The sequence below is a fragment of the Rhodanobacter sp. G1 genome, from assembly GCF_055397855.1.
This window is the reverse complement of record NZ_AP039674.1, coordinates 1,016,303-1,031,585: the sequence shown is the minus strand read 5'-3', so window position 1 is coordinate 1,031,585 and position 15,283 is coordinate 1,016,303. Positions and strand designations below refer to the sequence as shown.

The following is a 15,283-nucleotide window of genomic DNA, read 5'->3' as shown; positions in this document are numbered from 1 at the left end:
GCCGATGCGACGGCGGCACGGACACCAGCAGCCGCGACGTGCCGGCGCACTGGGTGGACTTGAGCAGCGTGGGCCTGAGCATCAACGCCGCCACGGGCGCGATCACCGGCGTACCCACCACCCTGAGCTACCAGACCTCCAGCGTGGGCAGCGGCACCTACCAGAACGACAGCAGCTACCAGATCGAGATCATCGCCACGAACGGCCAGGCCGGTTCGGTCGCCGGCACCTTCACGCTGACCAACGACTTCGCGCCGCCGGCCCCGCAGCAGGCGCTGTCCAACGTGTCGGCCAACCCGGGGCAAGGCTGGGTGGCCGTCGTGCAGGGCACCACCTTCAGCGATCCCTACGGCCACGGCCTGACCTATACGGCCACGCTGTCCAGCGGGGCGGCCTTGCCGAGCGGCCTGACGTGGAGCGGCACCTCACTCGATGTGGGCGCGGTGGCGGCGGGGAGCTACACGATCAAGGTCACGGCGACGGACGGGCTGGGCCATGCGGGCAGCGCGGCCTTCACGGTGACCGTGGCCAACGAGGCGCCGGTGCTCGGCGCCCTGGCGAACCAGACAGCGGTCAGCGGCACGGCGATGACCGCCTACGTGGCGCCGGCAGCCACCGACCCCAACGGCGACGCGATCACCTACCGCGCCACGGGCCTGCCGGCGGGGATCGCTTTCGACCCCGCCACGCGCACGTTCAGCGGCACGCCCACGGCCACCGGCACCTCGACCATCACCTACACGGCCACCGACAGCCAGGGTGCCTCCACCTCGGCCACCTTCACGCTCACGGTGAGTGCGCCGGTCGACCAGCCTCCGGTGTACCACGGCGGCGTGCCGTCGGAGGTGGACTTCTACTACGGGCGATCCAACAGCTGGGCGCCGCCCGCGGGGGCCTTCACCAACCCGACCGGGCGCGCGTTGACGTATGCGCTGTCCGGGTCGTACCCCGCGACGGTGACCTTCAACAGTACGACCGGCATGCTGAGCACGGCCGCGCTGCCCAAGATCAAGAACGACCACAACTACGGAACGATGGTGCTGACGGCCACCGATCCGGTGGACGGCAAGTCGGTGAGCGTGAGCTTCGACCTGTACTTCGTGGGCACGGGCGGCGGCACCCAGGCCGTGCGGCTGCAAACCCAGATGCGCACGGCGGCCACCGTCCAGGCAGCCGCCGCGCCGGCACCGGCGCCGGACATCCAGAGCTACTGGTTCACCTACGACGCGGACAACCGGGTGGTGGTGAACAACGGCGCGCTGCAGGACGGCCAGATCGTGGTGACGGCGGGCAGCTACGCGGATCCGTCCTACGCGAACCAGTACGACGCGGCGGGCAACGTGGCCTCCCGCACCACCGTGAACGCCAGCACCTACACCACCGGCGTACTGGCCCACCAGAAAACCTACGCGGCCGGCGACGTGATGAGCCAGCGCCTGGTGTACGACACGCGCAACGAACTGACCGAGAGCGACTACGCGATCGACCTGACCCAGCACGAGGGCAGCCTGGGCGCGCAGGATCACGATACCTACGACGCGGACGGCCACCGGCTGAGCGACAACACCTACCTGCGCAGCGACGCGGAGCAGGCGGTATACGGCACCACCGACCTGCCGAAGGGGTGGGTCTACGTGCCCACCGGCGGCTGGCTGGCGACGGGTGAGGTCAGCGGCTACGACGCCGACGGCCAGGTCACCGCGCAGGTGAGCTACCGCGCTCCCGACCGCGACTGGCTGGCCATCGCCAACCGCTACGCCAACGACGGCACGCTGCCCGACGGCGGCCAGGACGCGGTGCCCAGCCTGAGCAGCGACGGCCCGCTGGCCGTAGGCTCGGTCACCGACTACACGGCGTTCGACCATGCAGGGAACGTGACGGCGTACAGCTACACGCAGAACCCGGCGCCGGGCACGAGCACGGGCGGCTTCGGGGCAAGCTACACGGTGAGCTACCTCAAGAAGGACGGCTACCTGGAGCAGTCGACGAGCGGCACGCCGTCGGTGTCCGGCTACGTGCCAGCCACGGATACCAGCGACTACGATGCGTTTGGGCAGCGCATCGCGGTGGCGCAGACGAGCCAGGACAACAGCGGCGCGGCGCAGAACACGGTGCGGGTGTACGGCTACGACGGCGACGGGGAGATCCTGACGCAGCGCAAGGGCACGGTGAGCGGGGGCACGTTCAGCGGCACGGGCGGCAACGCGAGCGACCACTACGTGTACGCGAACGGCCAGGCGCTGAGCACGCTGGACGAGGCGGGCGACATCGGCGGCCCGGGATCCAGCACGGACTTCACCAGCGGCGAGCCGGGCCAGTACGTGGTGCAGCAGGGCGACACGCTGGCCGGGATCGCGCAGGCGCAATACGGCGACAGCCAGTACGGCTACCTGATCGCGGAGGCGAACGGGCTGGCGAACGGTGACGCGGATCTGGTGGCGGGCCAGGCCCTGACGATCCCGACGGTGCGCACGGAGGCGAACACGGCCAACACGTTCAAGCCGTACGACCCGGGCCAGATCGTGGGCAGCACCACGCCCAACCTGCCGGCGGCACCGCCGCCGCCACCGAGCAGCGCCGGGTGCAACCCGATCGCGGAGATCGTGGTGATCGCCGTCATCGTGGTGGCGAGCATCTTCACGGCGGGTGCCGCGGCCTTGGCGCTGAGCGGCGAGGCCTTCAGCTTCGGTGCCGCCATGTCGGCGGGTGTGGGTGCCATGACCGGCGTCGCGGCGGGGGTGACCGCCGGCCTCGGCGCCACCGAACTGGCGGGAGCGGCCCTCGTGGGCGGCATGGCCGGCAGCGCCGCAGGCCAGCTGACCGGCGACGCCCTGGGCGTGAGCCACGGCTTCTCGCTCGGGCAGATGCTGGAAGGCGGGCTGACGGCGGCGGTCGGCTCGGAGTTGGGCGGCGCGCTGGCCGGCAGCGGCAATACCTCGTTGGCGACCACCAGCGAGACGGCGGGACAGACGATGCATGCGCTGACCCCGCTCGGCGCGGCCATCGAAGGCGTGGGCAGCTACGGCACCGGCATCGCCGCCGCCAAGGTCACCGGGCAGGCGACGCACTTCCAGTGGGCGGACGTGGTGGCCACGGCGGCCTCCAGCGCGGTCACGAACTACGCCGGCGAGCCGGACGGCATCGAGCAGCACATGGGTCTGAGCAGCGGCTCCATGCAGGGCGACCTCGCCGGCGGCTTGTTGAGCGGTGGCGTGGACAAGCTCACGGCCGAGGCGTTGGGTGAGCGGCAGACCAACAGCTGGGCGGGCATCACCGAGGATGCGTTCGGCAATGCGTTGGGCAATGCGGCTATCGCCGGCATCAACGCCGCCAGCGCGCTGCCACCGATTCCGGTGGAGCCCGAGAAGCCGCAGATCCAACTCGGGCCGCAGACGCTGGATGTCATGGACGACCCTGGCGAGCTCGCCTCCATCGGATCCGCGGTGGCGAATCCGGTCAGTGGCCAGGCGAGCCCGGCCAGTGACGACGGTACGGTGACGGAATGGCATGCGGCCGACTACGATCCGGCGACTGCGCCGGCGACCGCGCCGGACAACATCAAACAACTCGGCGAGATACACGTCACCCCCACGAGTAGCTGGGTCGATCCCACTTATTCGTCCTATGACGAATGGCTGTTCAACAGTGGCAGCAAGACCGAGGCCGAGTTCTTCCAGGACGAGCGCGAGCAAGCCCGGATCAAGCTGGAAGAGGCTGCCGACCGGCAACACCAGGCCCAGATCAATGCCCGCATTTCCCAAATCGAATCAGCCCAACTGGGGATGCTGGGCCAGGGCCTGATCGGCGCGGGCAAGGCGGTGGTGAACCTGCTGCCACAGACGGCCAATGGCCTTGTCTTGCTGGCGCAAAAAGGCTTGGGCGCCTATGCGTGGTCGCAAGGCGAATCGGGATTGGCGGATGCGATCGACAGTGCACCGACTCCGCAATTGCCCATGGTGTTTGATTACAGCAATGCCGACCAAGCGGGCGGCGCCCAGGGGCTGGATACCGTCTTCACGGTGGCAACCCTGGGTGAAGGTGCGGTGTCGCTGGCGAGCAAGGCACCGGAACTGATCGGTGGCCTGAGTGGCGTGATCGACCAGTTGGGTGACTTGCGGTTTGTCGGGTCGGGGGATGGCTATGGTGCGCTGACAAGCAACAGCCAGTTGGGTGCCGTGGGGAGCGACCTCTCTGGCGTCAGGCCGGGCGCTGGTATCATGGACACGGCGTTGGATGTTCCAAGTAGCGTAGATGCTGGATCAACTTCGAATATTCTGCAAAATGCCGTTCAAGGGCGCGTTTTCGAACAAGCAGGACTGACGTATCTTGAAGGCGTTCAGAATGATGTTGTATCGCAAGTTGCTATTCGGCCATATAACGACGATGGTTCTCTGGCTGACTATTTTGTTCGAGTAGATGGAGTGGGTACGGATGATAGCGGTAACCTGTTGTTAACTGAGTTCAAATCCTCTCCAACGGCTGGATTCACACCAAATCAGACCACGGGCTATCCGCTTATTCAGCAGAACGGTGGTCAGATAGTAGGTGGCAATGGTGGCGCGTTGTATCCGGCAGGAACGCAGATTCCACCTACTGCTGTGAAGGTCTTGAGGCCCGGTGATTTTTAAGGTATGAAATGAAAAACGTGAATAACATTAAAAAAATGTTGCTTGAATTGCTCGTTCCTCAACTGGCGGAGCGTGGCTTTAAACGGCAAGGAAGCAGGGAAAGCTTCCTGCGAAAGCACGCCGATCGAGTTGATGTATTCCAGCTGGTTTTTCTCGATGGTAAACCAGGATGGCGTATTCAACCCAATGCTGGCGTTCGCTTTGACACCGTAGAGGATATTTTTCATCACGTGTCGGGCTTTGAGGCAAAATATCAAAAGGATACGGTCACGGTCGGAGCTCCGCTGGGAATCATTTTGGGAGAAACGGCTAGAGGTTGTGAGTTTATTCTCGAATCGGATACGGAGCTGGAGTCGATTGCAAGGGAAGTGATTGCCTCTTTTGAAAATATTGCACTGCCGTACTTTAGCAATTGGTCGAATATCAAGAATGTAGATAGCGCACTCAACGACGATCCATCTTTACGAGTTCCTAAACTTCGTGGTGGTCTCGCGTGGTTTCGCTGCTCAACAGGAATAATCATTGCCAGGTTAACTAATCGCAAAGATTACGATCGGCTTGTTTCTTTTTATGGTGACGTTATGGCGGTTGATAACAATGGTTTTTATTCAAAACGCTTTGATTTGCTGGTTAAATATTTAAAAAATATTGAGCCGAATAAGCCGAATATAATTAGTTGAGGCTTGCTTCAGGCGCGCATAAGTGACCTTGCTCTTAGGTAAGTGTTCCAAACACGACAGTCGATGCGGCAGCAGGTGCATCGGGTTCTCCGCCACAGTTGGTCAGTGGCCAAGCTGCTGAGGCTCAGCAGCTAGCAGCGTTGAATTCAACAGGGAAGGTTCCTTTTACTCCAACACCCGATCAGGTAAACAGTGCGGCGTTCCGAGTGATCGTCGGAGAGCCCCAGTACACGACAAGTGGCGATCTCGTAGGCACGATCTACGATGGCTTGAATGAAGATGGCCTTGCCGAGATCAAAACAGGTTTCAGTACGTTGGACTCTTCCTACCAGCTTAGGCTGCAGACCTACGGGGCGCTTGTTAACGACACTCCGCTGACTATCTATACGAGCCGACCAGTGAATCCTACTTTCCAGAACTACCTCACCAGATGGGGTGTGTCCGTTCAACCTTTGCCGTATTGAGGTGCGTTATGGAATTTAAGTTCACAAAGCATCAAGTTGCTCGGAGTGCGATGCCTGATGCAGAGGCATTCAACAGGATGTATCTTGTCAAGAATGTTTCGAGGCTTAGAGCGACGTACCAGATACGATTGCTTGCATTTAAGGCATTGGATAAAGGGATGCAGCTTGTTTTACGTGTTCCAGAGGCATGTGTGTTCGATGATTCACTGACTGATCTCATGATTAAGTGCGGCAAGTCCATGGTTAGGGAGAACTACTGATGGGCCTCTACCTATGCGCGTTTGACGGTGCTGAAGAAATAGATGGCGTCGAAATCGGTTCATACGCGGACTTCAACTTTTTCAGGGACGCAGTTGTTGCTGCTGTGGAAAATGGCAACCGTGGAAGCCAGTGCCCTACGCTAGTGGAACATCACGACAGCGATGGCGAGTGGTCTTCCGAGGAGTCCTCGCAGCTTATTGTTGAACTCGACTTGATAGGAAAGGCCTTGCGTGAACTGCCACCTGTGGAGTTCAACTCAGCATGGAAGAAGAAGGTTGCGACGGCACTTGGCTTGAAGCCCAAAAACCTGCTTGACTGCTTCTTTGACGTAGATGGCGAGCCCTTGGTGGATCGATTGCGAGGGTTGGCTGAAAAGGGAGTTCAGCGAGATATCCCAATCCTATTCCAGTAAGCCCGGAAGGGACTGTGTTGGTCGTGCCGACGCTGTGCCGTTGTGCCGTCAGCTGTCCGAATGACCCTCCCGTGCCCCCGGTACGGTTCTTTCTCTGAAGTGATCGTCGTCCGAAATGGACGATTTGTACAGTTCCTAAAAAGTGCCAGAGACAAATTTTTGGCACAGGCCGTGGCGCAACTTCTCGTGCGGCGGCGAAGGGTATCGAATCATGAGCTACGTCGTTGTTCGCGGCTGTTCGTCCGAAGTGGATATCGACGGCTTCGGCCGTTGGTTCCACAGGGAGTGTGGCGATACCCCGGACGTAATGAAGGTGATCGAGCGTCTGCGCGCAGGCAAGAGCTACACGCTGTTCCTTGGCGAAAAGAAAGCAGCACAGTTCATGCGCATGGCGAGTCGGTGGGGGTTGACTGGGGTCACGCTGCATGACGACGACGACATGACGGAATACCCGCCACCGTCAGGCTTCTGGAGCCGCGTGGTGTGGCGCCTGCGCCACGGGTTCGACAAGGAGTAAGACGCTGCGCTCTGCCAGGGTGGCAACCGTTGAAAAATCGCATCGCCGATGCGATGGCGGCGCGCTGACCTACAGCGCACAGGTGCTGGTGCCGGATCACCAATTGGACTACCCGGTGAACGGCGGCACCGACACCAGCAGCCGCGACGTGCCGGCGCACTGGGTGGACTTGAGCAGCGTGGGCCTGGGCATCAACGCCGCCACGGGCGCGATCACCGGCGTGCCGACCACCCTGAGCTACCAGACCTCCAGCGTGGGCAGCGGCACCTACCAGAACGACAGCAGCTACCAGATCGAGATCGTCGCCACGAACGGCCAGGCCGGTTCGGTCGCCGGCACCTTCACGCTGACCAACAGCTTCGCGCCGCCCGCGCTGGCCAATCCACTGGCCAACCCTTCGGTGAAGCCGCAATCGGGCCTGCTGGCTGTCGTGCAGGCCAACACCTTCAGCGATCCCTACGGGCACGGCCTGACCTACAGCGCCACGCTCGCCAACGGCAGCGCGCTGCCCAGCGGCCTGTCGTGGAGCGGCACAGGCATCAACGTGGGCACGGTCGCCGCGGGCAGCTATGCGATCAAGGTGACGGCCACGGATGGACTGGGGCACACCGGCAGCACCACGTTCACCCTGACCGTGGGCACCGCCTTGCCGGCCTTCACCGGCAGCCCGGCCAACCAGAGCGGCAGCGTGCACGGCGCCCTGAGCTTCACCGTACCGGGCGCCACGGACGCCAACGGCGCGGCCATCACCTACAGCGCCAGCTATTACAACGGCTCCGCCTGGACTGGCACGCTGCCGTCATGGCTGAGCTTCAACGCCGCCACACTCACCTTCAACGGTACGCCGCCGGCCGGCAGCATCGGCAGCTACAGCCTGCAGGTGACGGCCACCGCCGCCAACGGCGGCGGCAGCGTCTCGGAATCCTTCACCCTGACCGTGGCCCCCACGCCGCCGTCCTACGTCGGCGGGGTGGGCAACCAGACCACCTACGGCGGGCGCTCCTTCAGCTTCGCCTTCGCCGCCGGCGACTTCAGCGAAGCGGACGGCGACGCGCTGACCTTCAGCGCCGGCTCGTACACCACCAGCGGCAGCACGGAAACCGACAGCGCGCTGCCGAGCTGGATGAGCTTCAACGCCGGCACGCTCACCTTCAGCGGCACGCCGCCCACCAGCGCCGTGGGGCAGAGCTTCACCCTGTACGTGAAGGCGACCAACCCCCAGGGGCAGACGGCCCAGGCCATCTTTACCGTCAGCGTGGCCCAGTACGTGCAGCCGGCGCCGGTGTACCACGGCACCCTAGCCAACCAGACCGGCGTCATCGGCGGCTCGTCGCTGAACCTCGCGCTGCCCTCGGGTGCCTTCACCGAACCCGATGGCGGCGCGCTGACCTACAGCGCACAGGTGCTGGTGCCGGATCACCAATTGGACTACCCGGTGAACGGCGGCACCGACACCAGCAGCCGCGACGTGCCGGCGCACTGGGTGGACTTGAGCAACGTGGGGCTGAGCATCAACGCCGCCACGGGCGCGATCACCGGCGTGCCGACCACGCTGAGCTACCAGACCTCCAGCATAGGCAGCGGCTCCTACCAGAACGACAGCAGCTACCAGATCGAGATCATCGCCACGAACGGCCAGGCCGGTTCGGTCGCCGGCACCTTCACGCTGACCAACGACTTCGCGCCGCCGGCCCCGCAGCAGGCGCTGTCCAACGTGTCGGCCAACCCGGGGCAAGGCTGGGTGGCCGTCGTGCAGGGCACCACCTTCAGCGATCCCTACGGCCACGGCCTGACCTATACGGCCACGCTGTCCAGCGGGGCGGCCTTGCCGAGCGGCCTGACGTGGAGCGGCACCTCACTCGATGTGGGCGCGGTGGCGGCGGGGAGCTACACGATCAAGGTCACGGCGACGGACGGGCTGGGCCATGCGGGCAGCGCGGCCTTCACGGTGACCGTGGCCAACGAGGCGCCGGTGCTCGGCGCCCTGGCGAACCAGACAGCGGTCAGCGGCACGGCGATGACCGCCTACGTGGCGCCGGCAGCCACCGACCCCAACGGCGACGCGATCACCTACCGCGCCACGGGCCTGCCGGCGGGGATCGCTTTCGACCCCGCCACGCGCACGTTCAGCGGCACGCCCACGGCCACCGGCACCTCGACCATCACCTACACGGCCACCGACAGCCAGGGGGCCTCCACCTCGGCCACCTTCACGCTCACAGTGAGTGCGCCGGTCGACCAGCCTCCGGTGTACCACGGCGGCGTGCCGTCGGAGGTGGACTTCTACTACGGGCGATCCAACAGCTGGGCGCCGCCCGCGGGGGCCTTCACCAACCCGACCGGGCGCGCGTTGACGTATGCGCTGTCCGGGTCGTACCCCGCGACGGTGACCTTCAACAGTACGACCGGCATGCTGAGCACGGCCGCGCTGCCCAAGATCAAGAACGACCACAACTACGGAACGATGGTGCTGACGGCCACCGATCCGGTGGACGGCAAGTCGGTGAGCGTGAGCTTCGACCTGTACTTCGTGGGCACGGGCGGCGGCACCCAGGCCGTGCGGCTGCAAACCCAGATGCGCACGGCGGCCACCGTCCAGGCAGCCGCCGCGCCGGCACCGGCGCCGGACATCCAGAGCTACTGGTTCACCTACGACGCGGACAACCGGGTGGTGGTGAACAACGGCGCGCTGCAGGACGGCCAGATCGTGGTGACGGCGGGCAGCTACGCGGATCCGTCCTACGCGAACCAGTACGACGCGGCGGGCAACGTGGCCTCCCGCACCACCGTGAACGCCAGCACCTACACCACCGGCGTACTGGCCCACCAGAAAACCTACGCGGCCGGCGACGTGATGAGCCAGCGCCTGGTGTACGACACGCGCAACGAACTGACCGAGAGCGACTACGCGATCGACCTGACCCAGCACGAGGGCAGCCTGGGCGCGCAGGATCACGATACCTACGACGCGGACGGCCACCGGCTGAGCGACAACACCTACCTGCGCAGCGACGCGGAGCAGGCGGTATACGGCACCACCGACCTGCCGAAGGGGTGGGTCTACGTGCCCACCGGCGGCTGGCTGGCGACGGGCGAGGTCAGCGGCTACGACGCCGACGGCCAGGTCACCGCGCAGGTGAGCTACCGCGCTCCCGACCGCGACTGGCTGGCCATCGCCAACCGCTACGCCAACGACGGCACGCTGCCCGACGGCGGCCAGGACGCGGTGCCCAGCCTGAGCAGCGACGGCCCGCTGGCCGTAGGCTCGGTCACCGACTACACGGCGTTCGACCATGCAGGGAACGTGACGGCGTACAGCTACACGCAGAACCCGGCGCCGGGCACGAGCACGGGCGGCTTCGGGGCAAGCTACACGGTGAGCTACCTCAAGAAGGACGGCTACCTGGAGCAGGCCACCAGCGGCACCAGCAGCAACACCAACTATCTCCCGGCCACCGACACCAGCGACTACGACGCCATCGTGCAGCACGTGACGCTGAGCAGCGGCACCCTCGCCGACACCGTGCGCATCTTCGCCTACGACGCGACGGCCAGAACAGCAACGGGGCGTTCCAGGCCCAGGGCGGCGCCGGCAACACCCACTACGCCTACGTCAACGGCCAGCAGGTGGGCGCCTTCCGCATAAGGGAACGGAGACGATTAAGCAGATCAACCAAGGGACTTGCAGCACGAAAGCTCTTGAACTGGTCGTAGTGCAGCAGTGTGATGGCAGAACCAAGCCGCATGTCGCCATCCCCGTCCGCGCTCAGCATTCCAACAAGATGCGCTCGCGCAGTCCGACGCGCAGCCGCTCGAGTGCACGCTTGTGAAGCTGTGAAATACGCCCCTTGGTCAAGGACATTTGCCCGGCGATATCCACGAAGGGAATCTGGTGGTGGTAGTGCAACTGGAGAATCAGGCGCTCACGCTCTGGCAGCCGTTCCATCTCCTCGCTCACCGCTGCGTTCAATTCAGCTTTCTCCAGCTCCGCGTAGCCTTCGGCGGATTGGGACGGATCGGGCATGGACTGCATGTCCAGCAGGAATCCCAGCCCCAATCCAACGGTCGTGGCGACGAAAGCCTCCAGAGGATCCGCCGGGCCATCTTCCTGCATGGATTCCACGCGCTCCCGCACCACCATGTCGCCGGCATGGCCACTGGCGAATATCGTACCCGTGCGCAGTGCGCGCACTCCGTCGAAAACGGCGCCGCGGACACGATGGCGCGCATAGGGCTGGAAAGGCACGCCTCGCGACGGATCGAAGCGCTCGATGGCTTCGATCAAGCCGAGCAAGGCGTTCTGCGCGCAGTCGTTCCATGCATCGCGGATCAGGTAGACGCGCATGTACACGTCCCGTGCCACCGTTCGCGCCCACGGCGAATAATGGAGGATGAGGGCATCGCGCGCCCGTGGGTCGCGCCCCTGTTGCCAACGCTGCCACAGCATGCCCTCCTGGCCTTCCAAGGTACGGCCTCTCCCGGCTCAGGTGTGGTATCCGCTCAGCAACGCCTGGGCCAACAGGGTCCAACCGTTGATGAGCAGGAACAGCAGGATCTTCAGCGGCAGGCTCACTGTCGTGGGAGGCAGCATGATCATGCCAAGCGCCATCAGGATGGCCGACACCACCAGGTCGATCAGCAGGAACGGCAGGAAGATGACGAAGCCGATCTGGAAAGCCGTGCGAAGCTCGCTCAGCATGAAGGCCGGGATCAACTGCAGGGCGTTGATGTCCTGCACGGATTTCGGCCGCGGCACCTTGGCCATGTTCACCACGGCCAGCAGATCCTCCTCGCGCGTCTGCCGGATCATGAACAGCTTGAACGGCTGGAACGCCCTGCCCACGGCGACCTGGGCCGGTATTTCCTTGTGCAGGTAGGGGTCGAGGCCGGCCTGCTTGGCGCTCTGGAACACCGGGTTCATCGAGAACAGGGTGAGGAACATCGCCAGCGTGATCAACACGCTGTTGGGCGGCGTCTGCTGCAAGCCCAGCGCGCTGCGAACCAGCGAGAGCACGACGATGATGCGCGTGAACGAGGTCAGCGCTATCACCATCAGGGGAATGAAGGAAAGCAGCGAGAGCAGCAGGAAGGAGCGCAGGATCGGCGAGTAATCCTCGCTGGCTGCTTGCGCGATGACGTCCTGGATGGGGTCGGCACACCGGCCGATCAGCGGAAAGCACAGGCCGACGAACGCGATCGTGAGGAGCAAGGGAATGCGGCGGCTCATGGCGTCACCTCGCCACCCGTCCCTTGTTCACTCAGCGGCAGCAGCGTGGCGGACGAGCCACGGAGGCTTTCGACGACCAAGTATGACTGGCCCCGGCAAACCACCAGGTGTGCCGTCGTGGCAATGCTCAACCTGCGCGAGGCGATCAATTCGATGCTTTCGGTCTGGGTACTGCTCCGCTTTTTGGTAGGGGCGGCGATCCATCCGCGCTTGCGCGCAAAGAGCAGGCCGCCGACCAGCACAACCAGCAGGAGAACCGTAGCCAGCAAGGCGAAGGCGAACGTGCCGGTTGAGACCGGCGCGGCTGTCCGGTACGGGATATCCGGCGAAGGCGCCAAGGCAGCCGCCTTGGCTTGTTGCCAGGCCAACGTCATCCAGGCGTGCATGGTCACAGGATCTCTGTGATCTTCAGTCCGAAGCAATCGTCGATCGCCATCAGTTGTCCGCGTGCGATGGGTTTGCCATCGAGCTGCAGGGTGACCGGCGCGTCGAGATCGGCATCCAGTGCGATCGTGTCTCCGCTGGAAAGGGAGAAAAGCCTTTCCACGTCGATCCGCGCCGAGCCGAGCATCACGTCCAGCCGCACGTTGACGTGGCCAAGCAAGGCCAGGTTGCGCTTGATCAGCGGCTCGCCTTCCGCAGGGGCATGGCTGGCTTCTTCCAGTTCAATGGGTTCAACGACGATATCGTTCATGACGTGTGCCTGTCCTGCATGTTTGCGCTGGCGAGCGTGATGGCCCGCCGTTCTCCCGACCGTCGCAGATGACCCTTGGCGACGATGCCCTGCCCCTCCAGGTGAACCTGAAGGGCATCCTCCAACTTGTGTTCTCCGACCAGAATCTCGCCGACGCGCAGGCCGGCCAGATGAGCCAGATCCACTGATCCAAAATCCATCACGGCCCGTACGCTCACGGGAACGCGTGCGAGCGCATCGCGCCGCGGCGACAAGGGAGCGCCGCGATTCCTGCCTGGCGCAACGAGCCCGTCCGCGATACGGCGATCGACGGCGACGCGCCACGACAACGGCCCGAGGGACATGTCGAAGGCGAAGGCCCCCAACCGCGCATCCTTGACGCTCGTGGGCATTTCGGCCGGCGCCGGTTCCAGCGGTTTGCGGCACCCTGCACGGCGTTGTATCCGGATCGCCAGGTCGGACAGGGCCTTCTCGCCGATGCGCCGTGCCAGCCCCCCGCCCTGGTCATCCGTGGTTGCCGCAAGGCATCGTCCGATGGATCCGACGCTCGTGTCGCCGAGACTCATGACGACGGAGCCCTCCTCGCCGGATGCCACCAGGGGTGTGCCCCGCTCCGCATATTCCGGCGCATCGGTGGCATCGCTTAGGTCGATGTCGTCGAACGCGGAAGTCAGCCACCATGCCCTTCCCCATTCGTTGCCGAGATCGGCAAGCAAGACTCGCAAGGCCGATCGGCGCGAAGCCCCAATCCAGCCGAAATGGATCTCCCTGGCCATGCGTCAATTACCTTGCACGGCGCTGTAGAGCTGCTGCAGCATGTCGCTGGAAACGGTCATCACGCGCGAGCTGGCCTGATAGCCCCGCTGCAGGACGATCATGTCGGCAAGCTCCTGCGTGAGATCGACATTGGACATTTCAAGGCTGCTGCCCTGGATCGTTCCGAAACCCGCCGAACCGGCCCGGCCGGTCTGCACGGTCTGGTTCTGCGGCGGCAGGTACAGGTTTCCCTGGATCTCCTGCATTGAACTCTCGTCCGGGAACGTGGTGAGCGCCAATTGCGGCCCGGCCTTGGTCGAGCCGTCGGCGTACGTAAGCTGCAGAACGCCCTTGGTGTCGAAAGCTTCCGTCGTCAGACCCACCACGGCATGGCCGTCCGTCACTTGTGCCGAGAGGCTGGACGCCACGCCGCTGAGTCCCGTTGCACCGCTCAGTCCACCCGGTGTGCCGAAATTGAACAGCACGGTCTGTGATTTGCCGCCAAGCGTTGCCGTCATGCTTATCTGGTTCGATCCAGACACGGGTGTGCCGTCCTGGCCGAAACTGATCGTGCCGCTGCCGAGCGTATTGCCGGAGCTGTCGGCGATGGTCACGGCCCAACTGGTCGTGGTGGACGGAGTGCCTGTGGTCGCCGATGAATTGTTGTTCTTCAGCGTGAGCGTCAACGTGTGCGCGTTGCCCTGCACATCGTAGATCGTGACGTCGCTGACCGAATCGGTGGGATCGCTCGGGGAAAGGTTTCCCGTCATGTTCACGGTGGACGTGGCCTGGGCAGGCAACGTCTTCAGACTGCTGATGTTGATGTCTCCGAAGTTGCCGGACGCGTCGTAACCCTGCACCAGGTACTTGTTGACCGAATCGACCAACTGTCCCGAGGAATTGAACTCGAACTGGCCCGAGCGGGTGTAGTAAAGATTGCCGCTGGGATCCTTGAGGATGAACAGGCCATCGCCCTGGATGGCGACGTCCGTCCCCGTGCTGGTTTGTTCGATCTGGCCTTCGCTCAGATCCTGCCCCGCGCCGGCCACCCGTGTGCCGTCGCCATCCATGACGTTCTCGAAGAAGGAATCCTCGCCGCGGAATCCCGGCGTATTCATGTTGCTGATGTTGTTGCTGATCGTATTGAGGCTCTGCGAGAACCCGAAGAGACCCGACACGCTGTTGTAAAGCGCCTGCATGATGCCGCTGGCCATGGTTTTCCCCTTATGGCGTAACAAGCTGGATCTGGGAGAGATCGACGCCGGTCACCACCTTGTTGGACGTCGTCGTCACGGTTAATTGAACACCGCTGGTGCCGTACTGGATGCCAGTCACCTTGCCCACGGTCGTCGAGCCGTCGGCATTGGCGACCTGCACGGTGTGCGACAGCAGGGCGAGGGTCTGATCGGAGGAATTGAGCGTCAACAGGTTGTCGATGCCGCCCACTTCTTCGCTTTGCTGCTCGATGCTCACGAACTGGGCGAGCTGGGTCAGGAACTGGCTGTTGTCCAGTGGCTGCATCGGATCCTGGAACTTCAGCTCGTTGACGAACAATTGGATGAAATCCTGCTCGTTGATGCCCGAGTTGGGCATGCCCGAAGGATCGGCGGTGTTCAACTGACTGCCAATGGCTGCAACCGTCAT

Annotated in this window: 12 protein-coding genes; 5 read left to right on the top strand and 7 right to left on the bottom strand. The window is 63.9% G+C overall.

Annotated elements, in window-relative coordinates; all coding sequences use genetic code 11:
* Positions 1 to 38: 38 nt before the first annotated feature.
* From ACZ5Z2_RS04640 to ACZ5Z2_RS04620, 5 genes are all read left to right on the top strand, one after another.
* Complete coding sequence (locus ACZ5Z2_RS04640; RefSeq protein WP_464760792.1) at positions 39 to 4,628, top strand: putative Ig domain-containing protein; 4,590 nt, start codon at positions 39 to 41, stop codon at positions 4,626 to 4,628.
* A gap of 8 nt (positions 4,629 to 4,636) precedes the next feature.
* Positions 4,637 to 5,308, top strand: a complete 672-nt coding sequence (locus ACZ5Z2_RS04635) for a hypothetical protein (protein WP_464760791.1) — start codon at positions 4,637 to 4,639, stop codon at positions 5,306 to 5,308.
* A 723-nt stretch (positions 5,309 to 6,031) separates the two neighbouring features.
* Complete coding sequence (locus tag ACZ5Z2_RS04630; RefSeq protein ID WP_464760790.1) at positions 6,032 to 6,445, top strand: Imm70 family immunity protein; 414 nt, start codon at positions 6,032 to 6,034, stop codon at positions 6,443 to 6,445.
* 211 nt (positions 6,446 to 6,656) lie between these two features.
* Complete coding sequence (locus tag ACZ5Z2_RS04625; protein WP_464760789.1) at positions 6,657 to 6,962, top strand: hypothetical protein; 306 nt, start codon at positions 6,657 to 6,659, stop codon at positions 6,960 to 6,962.
* Positions 6,963 to 6,981: 19 nt separating this feature from the next.
* A complete protein-coding gene (locus tag ACZ5Z2_RS04620) occupies positions 6,982 to 10,608 on the top strand; it encodes a putative Ig domain-containing protein (protein WP_464760788.1) in 3,627 nt (1,208 codons plus the stop codon).
* Between the two features lie 120 nt (positions 10,609 to 10,728).
* Here ACZ5Z2_RS04620 and ACZ5Z2_RS04615 read toward each other — a convergent pair whose 3' ends face one another.
* From ACZ5Z2_RS04615 to ACZ5Z2_RS04585, 7 genes are read right to left on the bottom strand one after another with little or no spacing between them, the layout of a single operon-like run.
* Positions 10,729 to 11,409 carry a sigma-70 family RNA polymerase sigma factor gene (locus tag ACZ5Z2_RS04615; RefSeq protein ID WP_464761662.1) on the bottom strand — a complete coding sequence of 227 codons (681 nt, stop codon included), beginning with the start codon at positions 11,407 to 11,409 and terminating at the stop codon, positions 10,729 to 10,731.
* A 36-nt stretch (positions 11,410 to 11,445) separates the two neighbouring features.
* Complete coding sequence (gene fliP, locus ACZ5Z2_RS04610; RefSeq protein ID WP_464760787.1) at positions 11,446 to 12,189, bottom strand: flagellar type III secretion system pore protein FliP; 744 nt, start codon at positions 12,187 to 12,189, stop codon at positions 11,446 to 11,448.
* Complete coding sequence (locus ACZ5Z2_RS04605) at positions 12,186 to 12,575, bottom strand: hypothetical protein (protein ID WP_464760786.1); 390 nt, start codon at positions 12,573 to 12,575, stop codon at positions 12,186 to 12,188. Before ACZ5Z2_RS04605 ends, fliP begins: the two co-directional genes overlap by 4 nt.
* A gap of 2 nt (positions 12,576 to 12,577) precedes the next feature.
* A complete protein-coding gene (locus ACZ5Z2_RS04600) occupies positions 12,578 to 12,883 on the bottom strand; it encodes a FliM/FliN family flagellar motor switch protein (RefSeq protein ID WP_464760785.1) in 306 nt (101 codons plus the stop codon).
* Entirely contained in the window at positions 12,880 to 13,659 is a 780-nt protein-coding gene (locus tag ACZ5Z2_RS04595; protein ID WP_464760784.1) for a hypothetical protein, read from the bottom strand. Before ACZ5Z2_RS04595 ends, ACZ5Z2_RS04600 begins: the two co-directional genes overlap by 4 nt.
* A 3-nt stretch (positions 13,660 to 13,662) precedes the next feature.
* The gene (locus ACZ5Z2_RS04590; protein ID WP_464760783.1) at positions 13,663 to 14,853 is read right to left on the bottom strand and encodes a flagellar hook-basal body complex protein; all 1,191 of its coding nucleotides are present in this window, start codon (positions 14,851 to 14,853) and stop codon (positions 13,663 to 13,665) included.
* A 10-nt stretch (positions 14,854 to 14,863) separates the two neighbouring features.
* A complete protein-coding gene (locus tag ACZ5Z2_RS04585; protein WP_464760782.1) occupies positions 14,864 to 15,283 on the bottom strand; it encodes a flagellar hook assembly protein FlgD in 420 nt (139 codons plus the stop codon).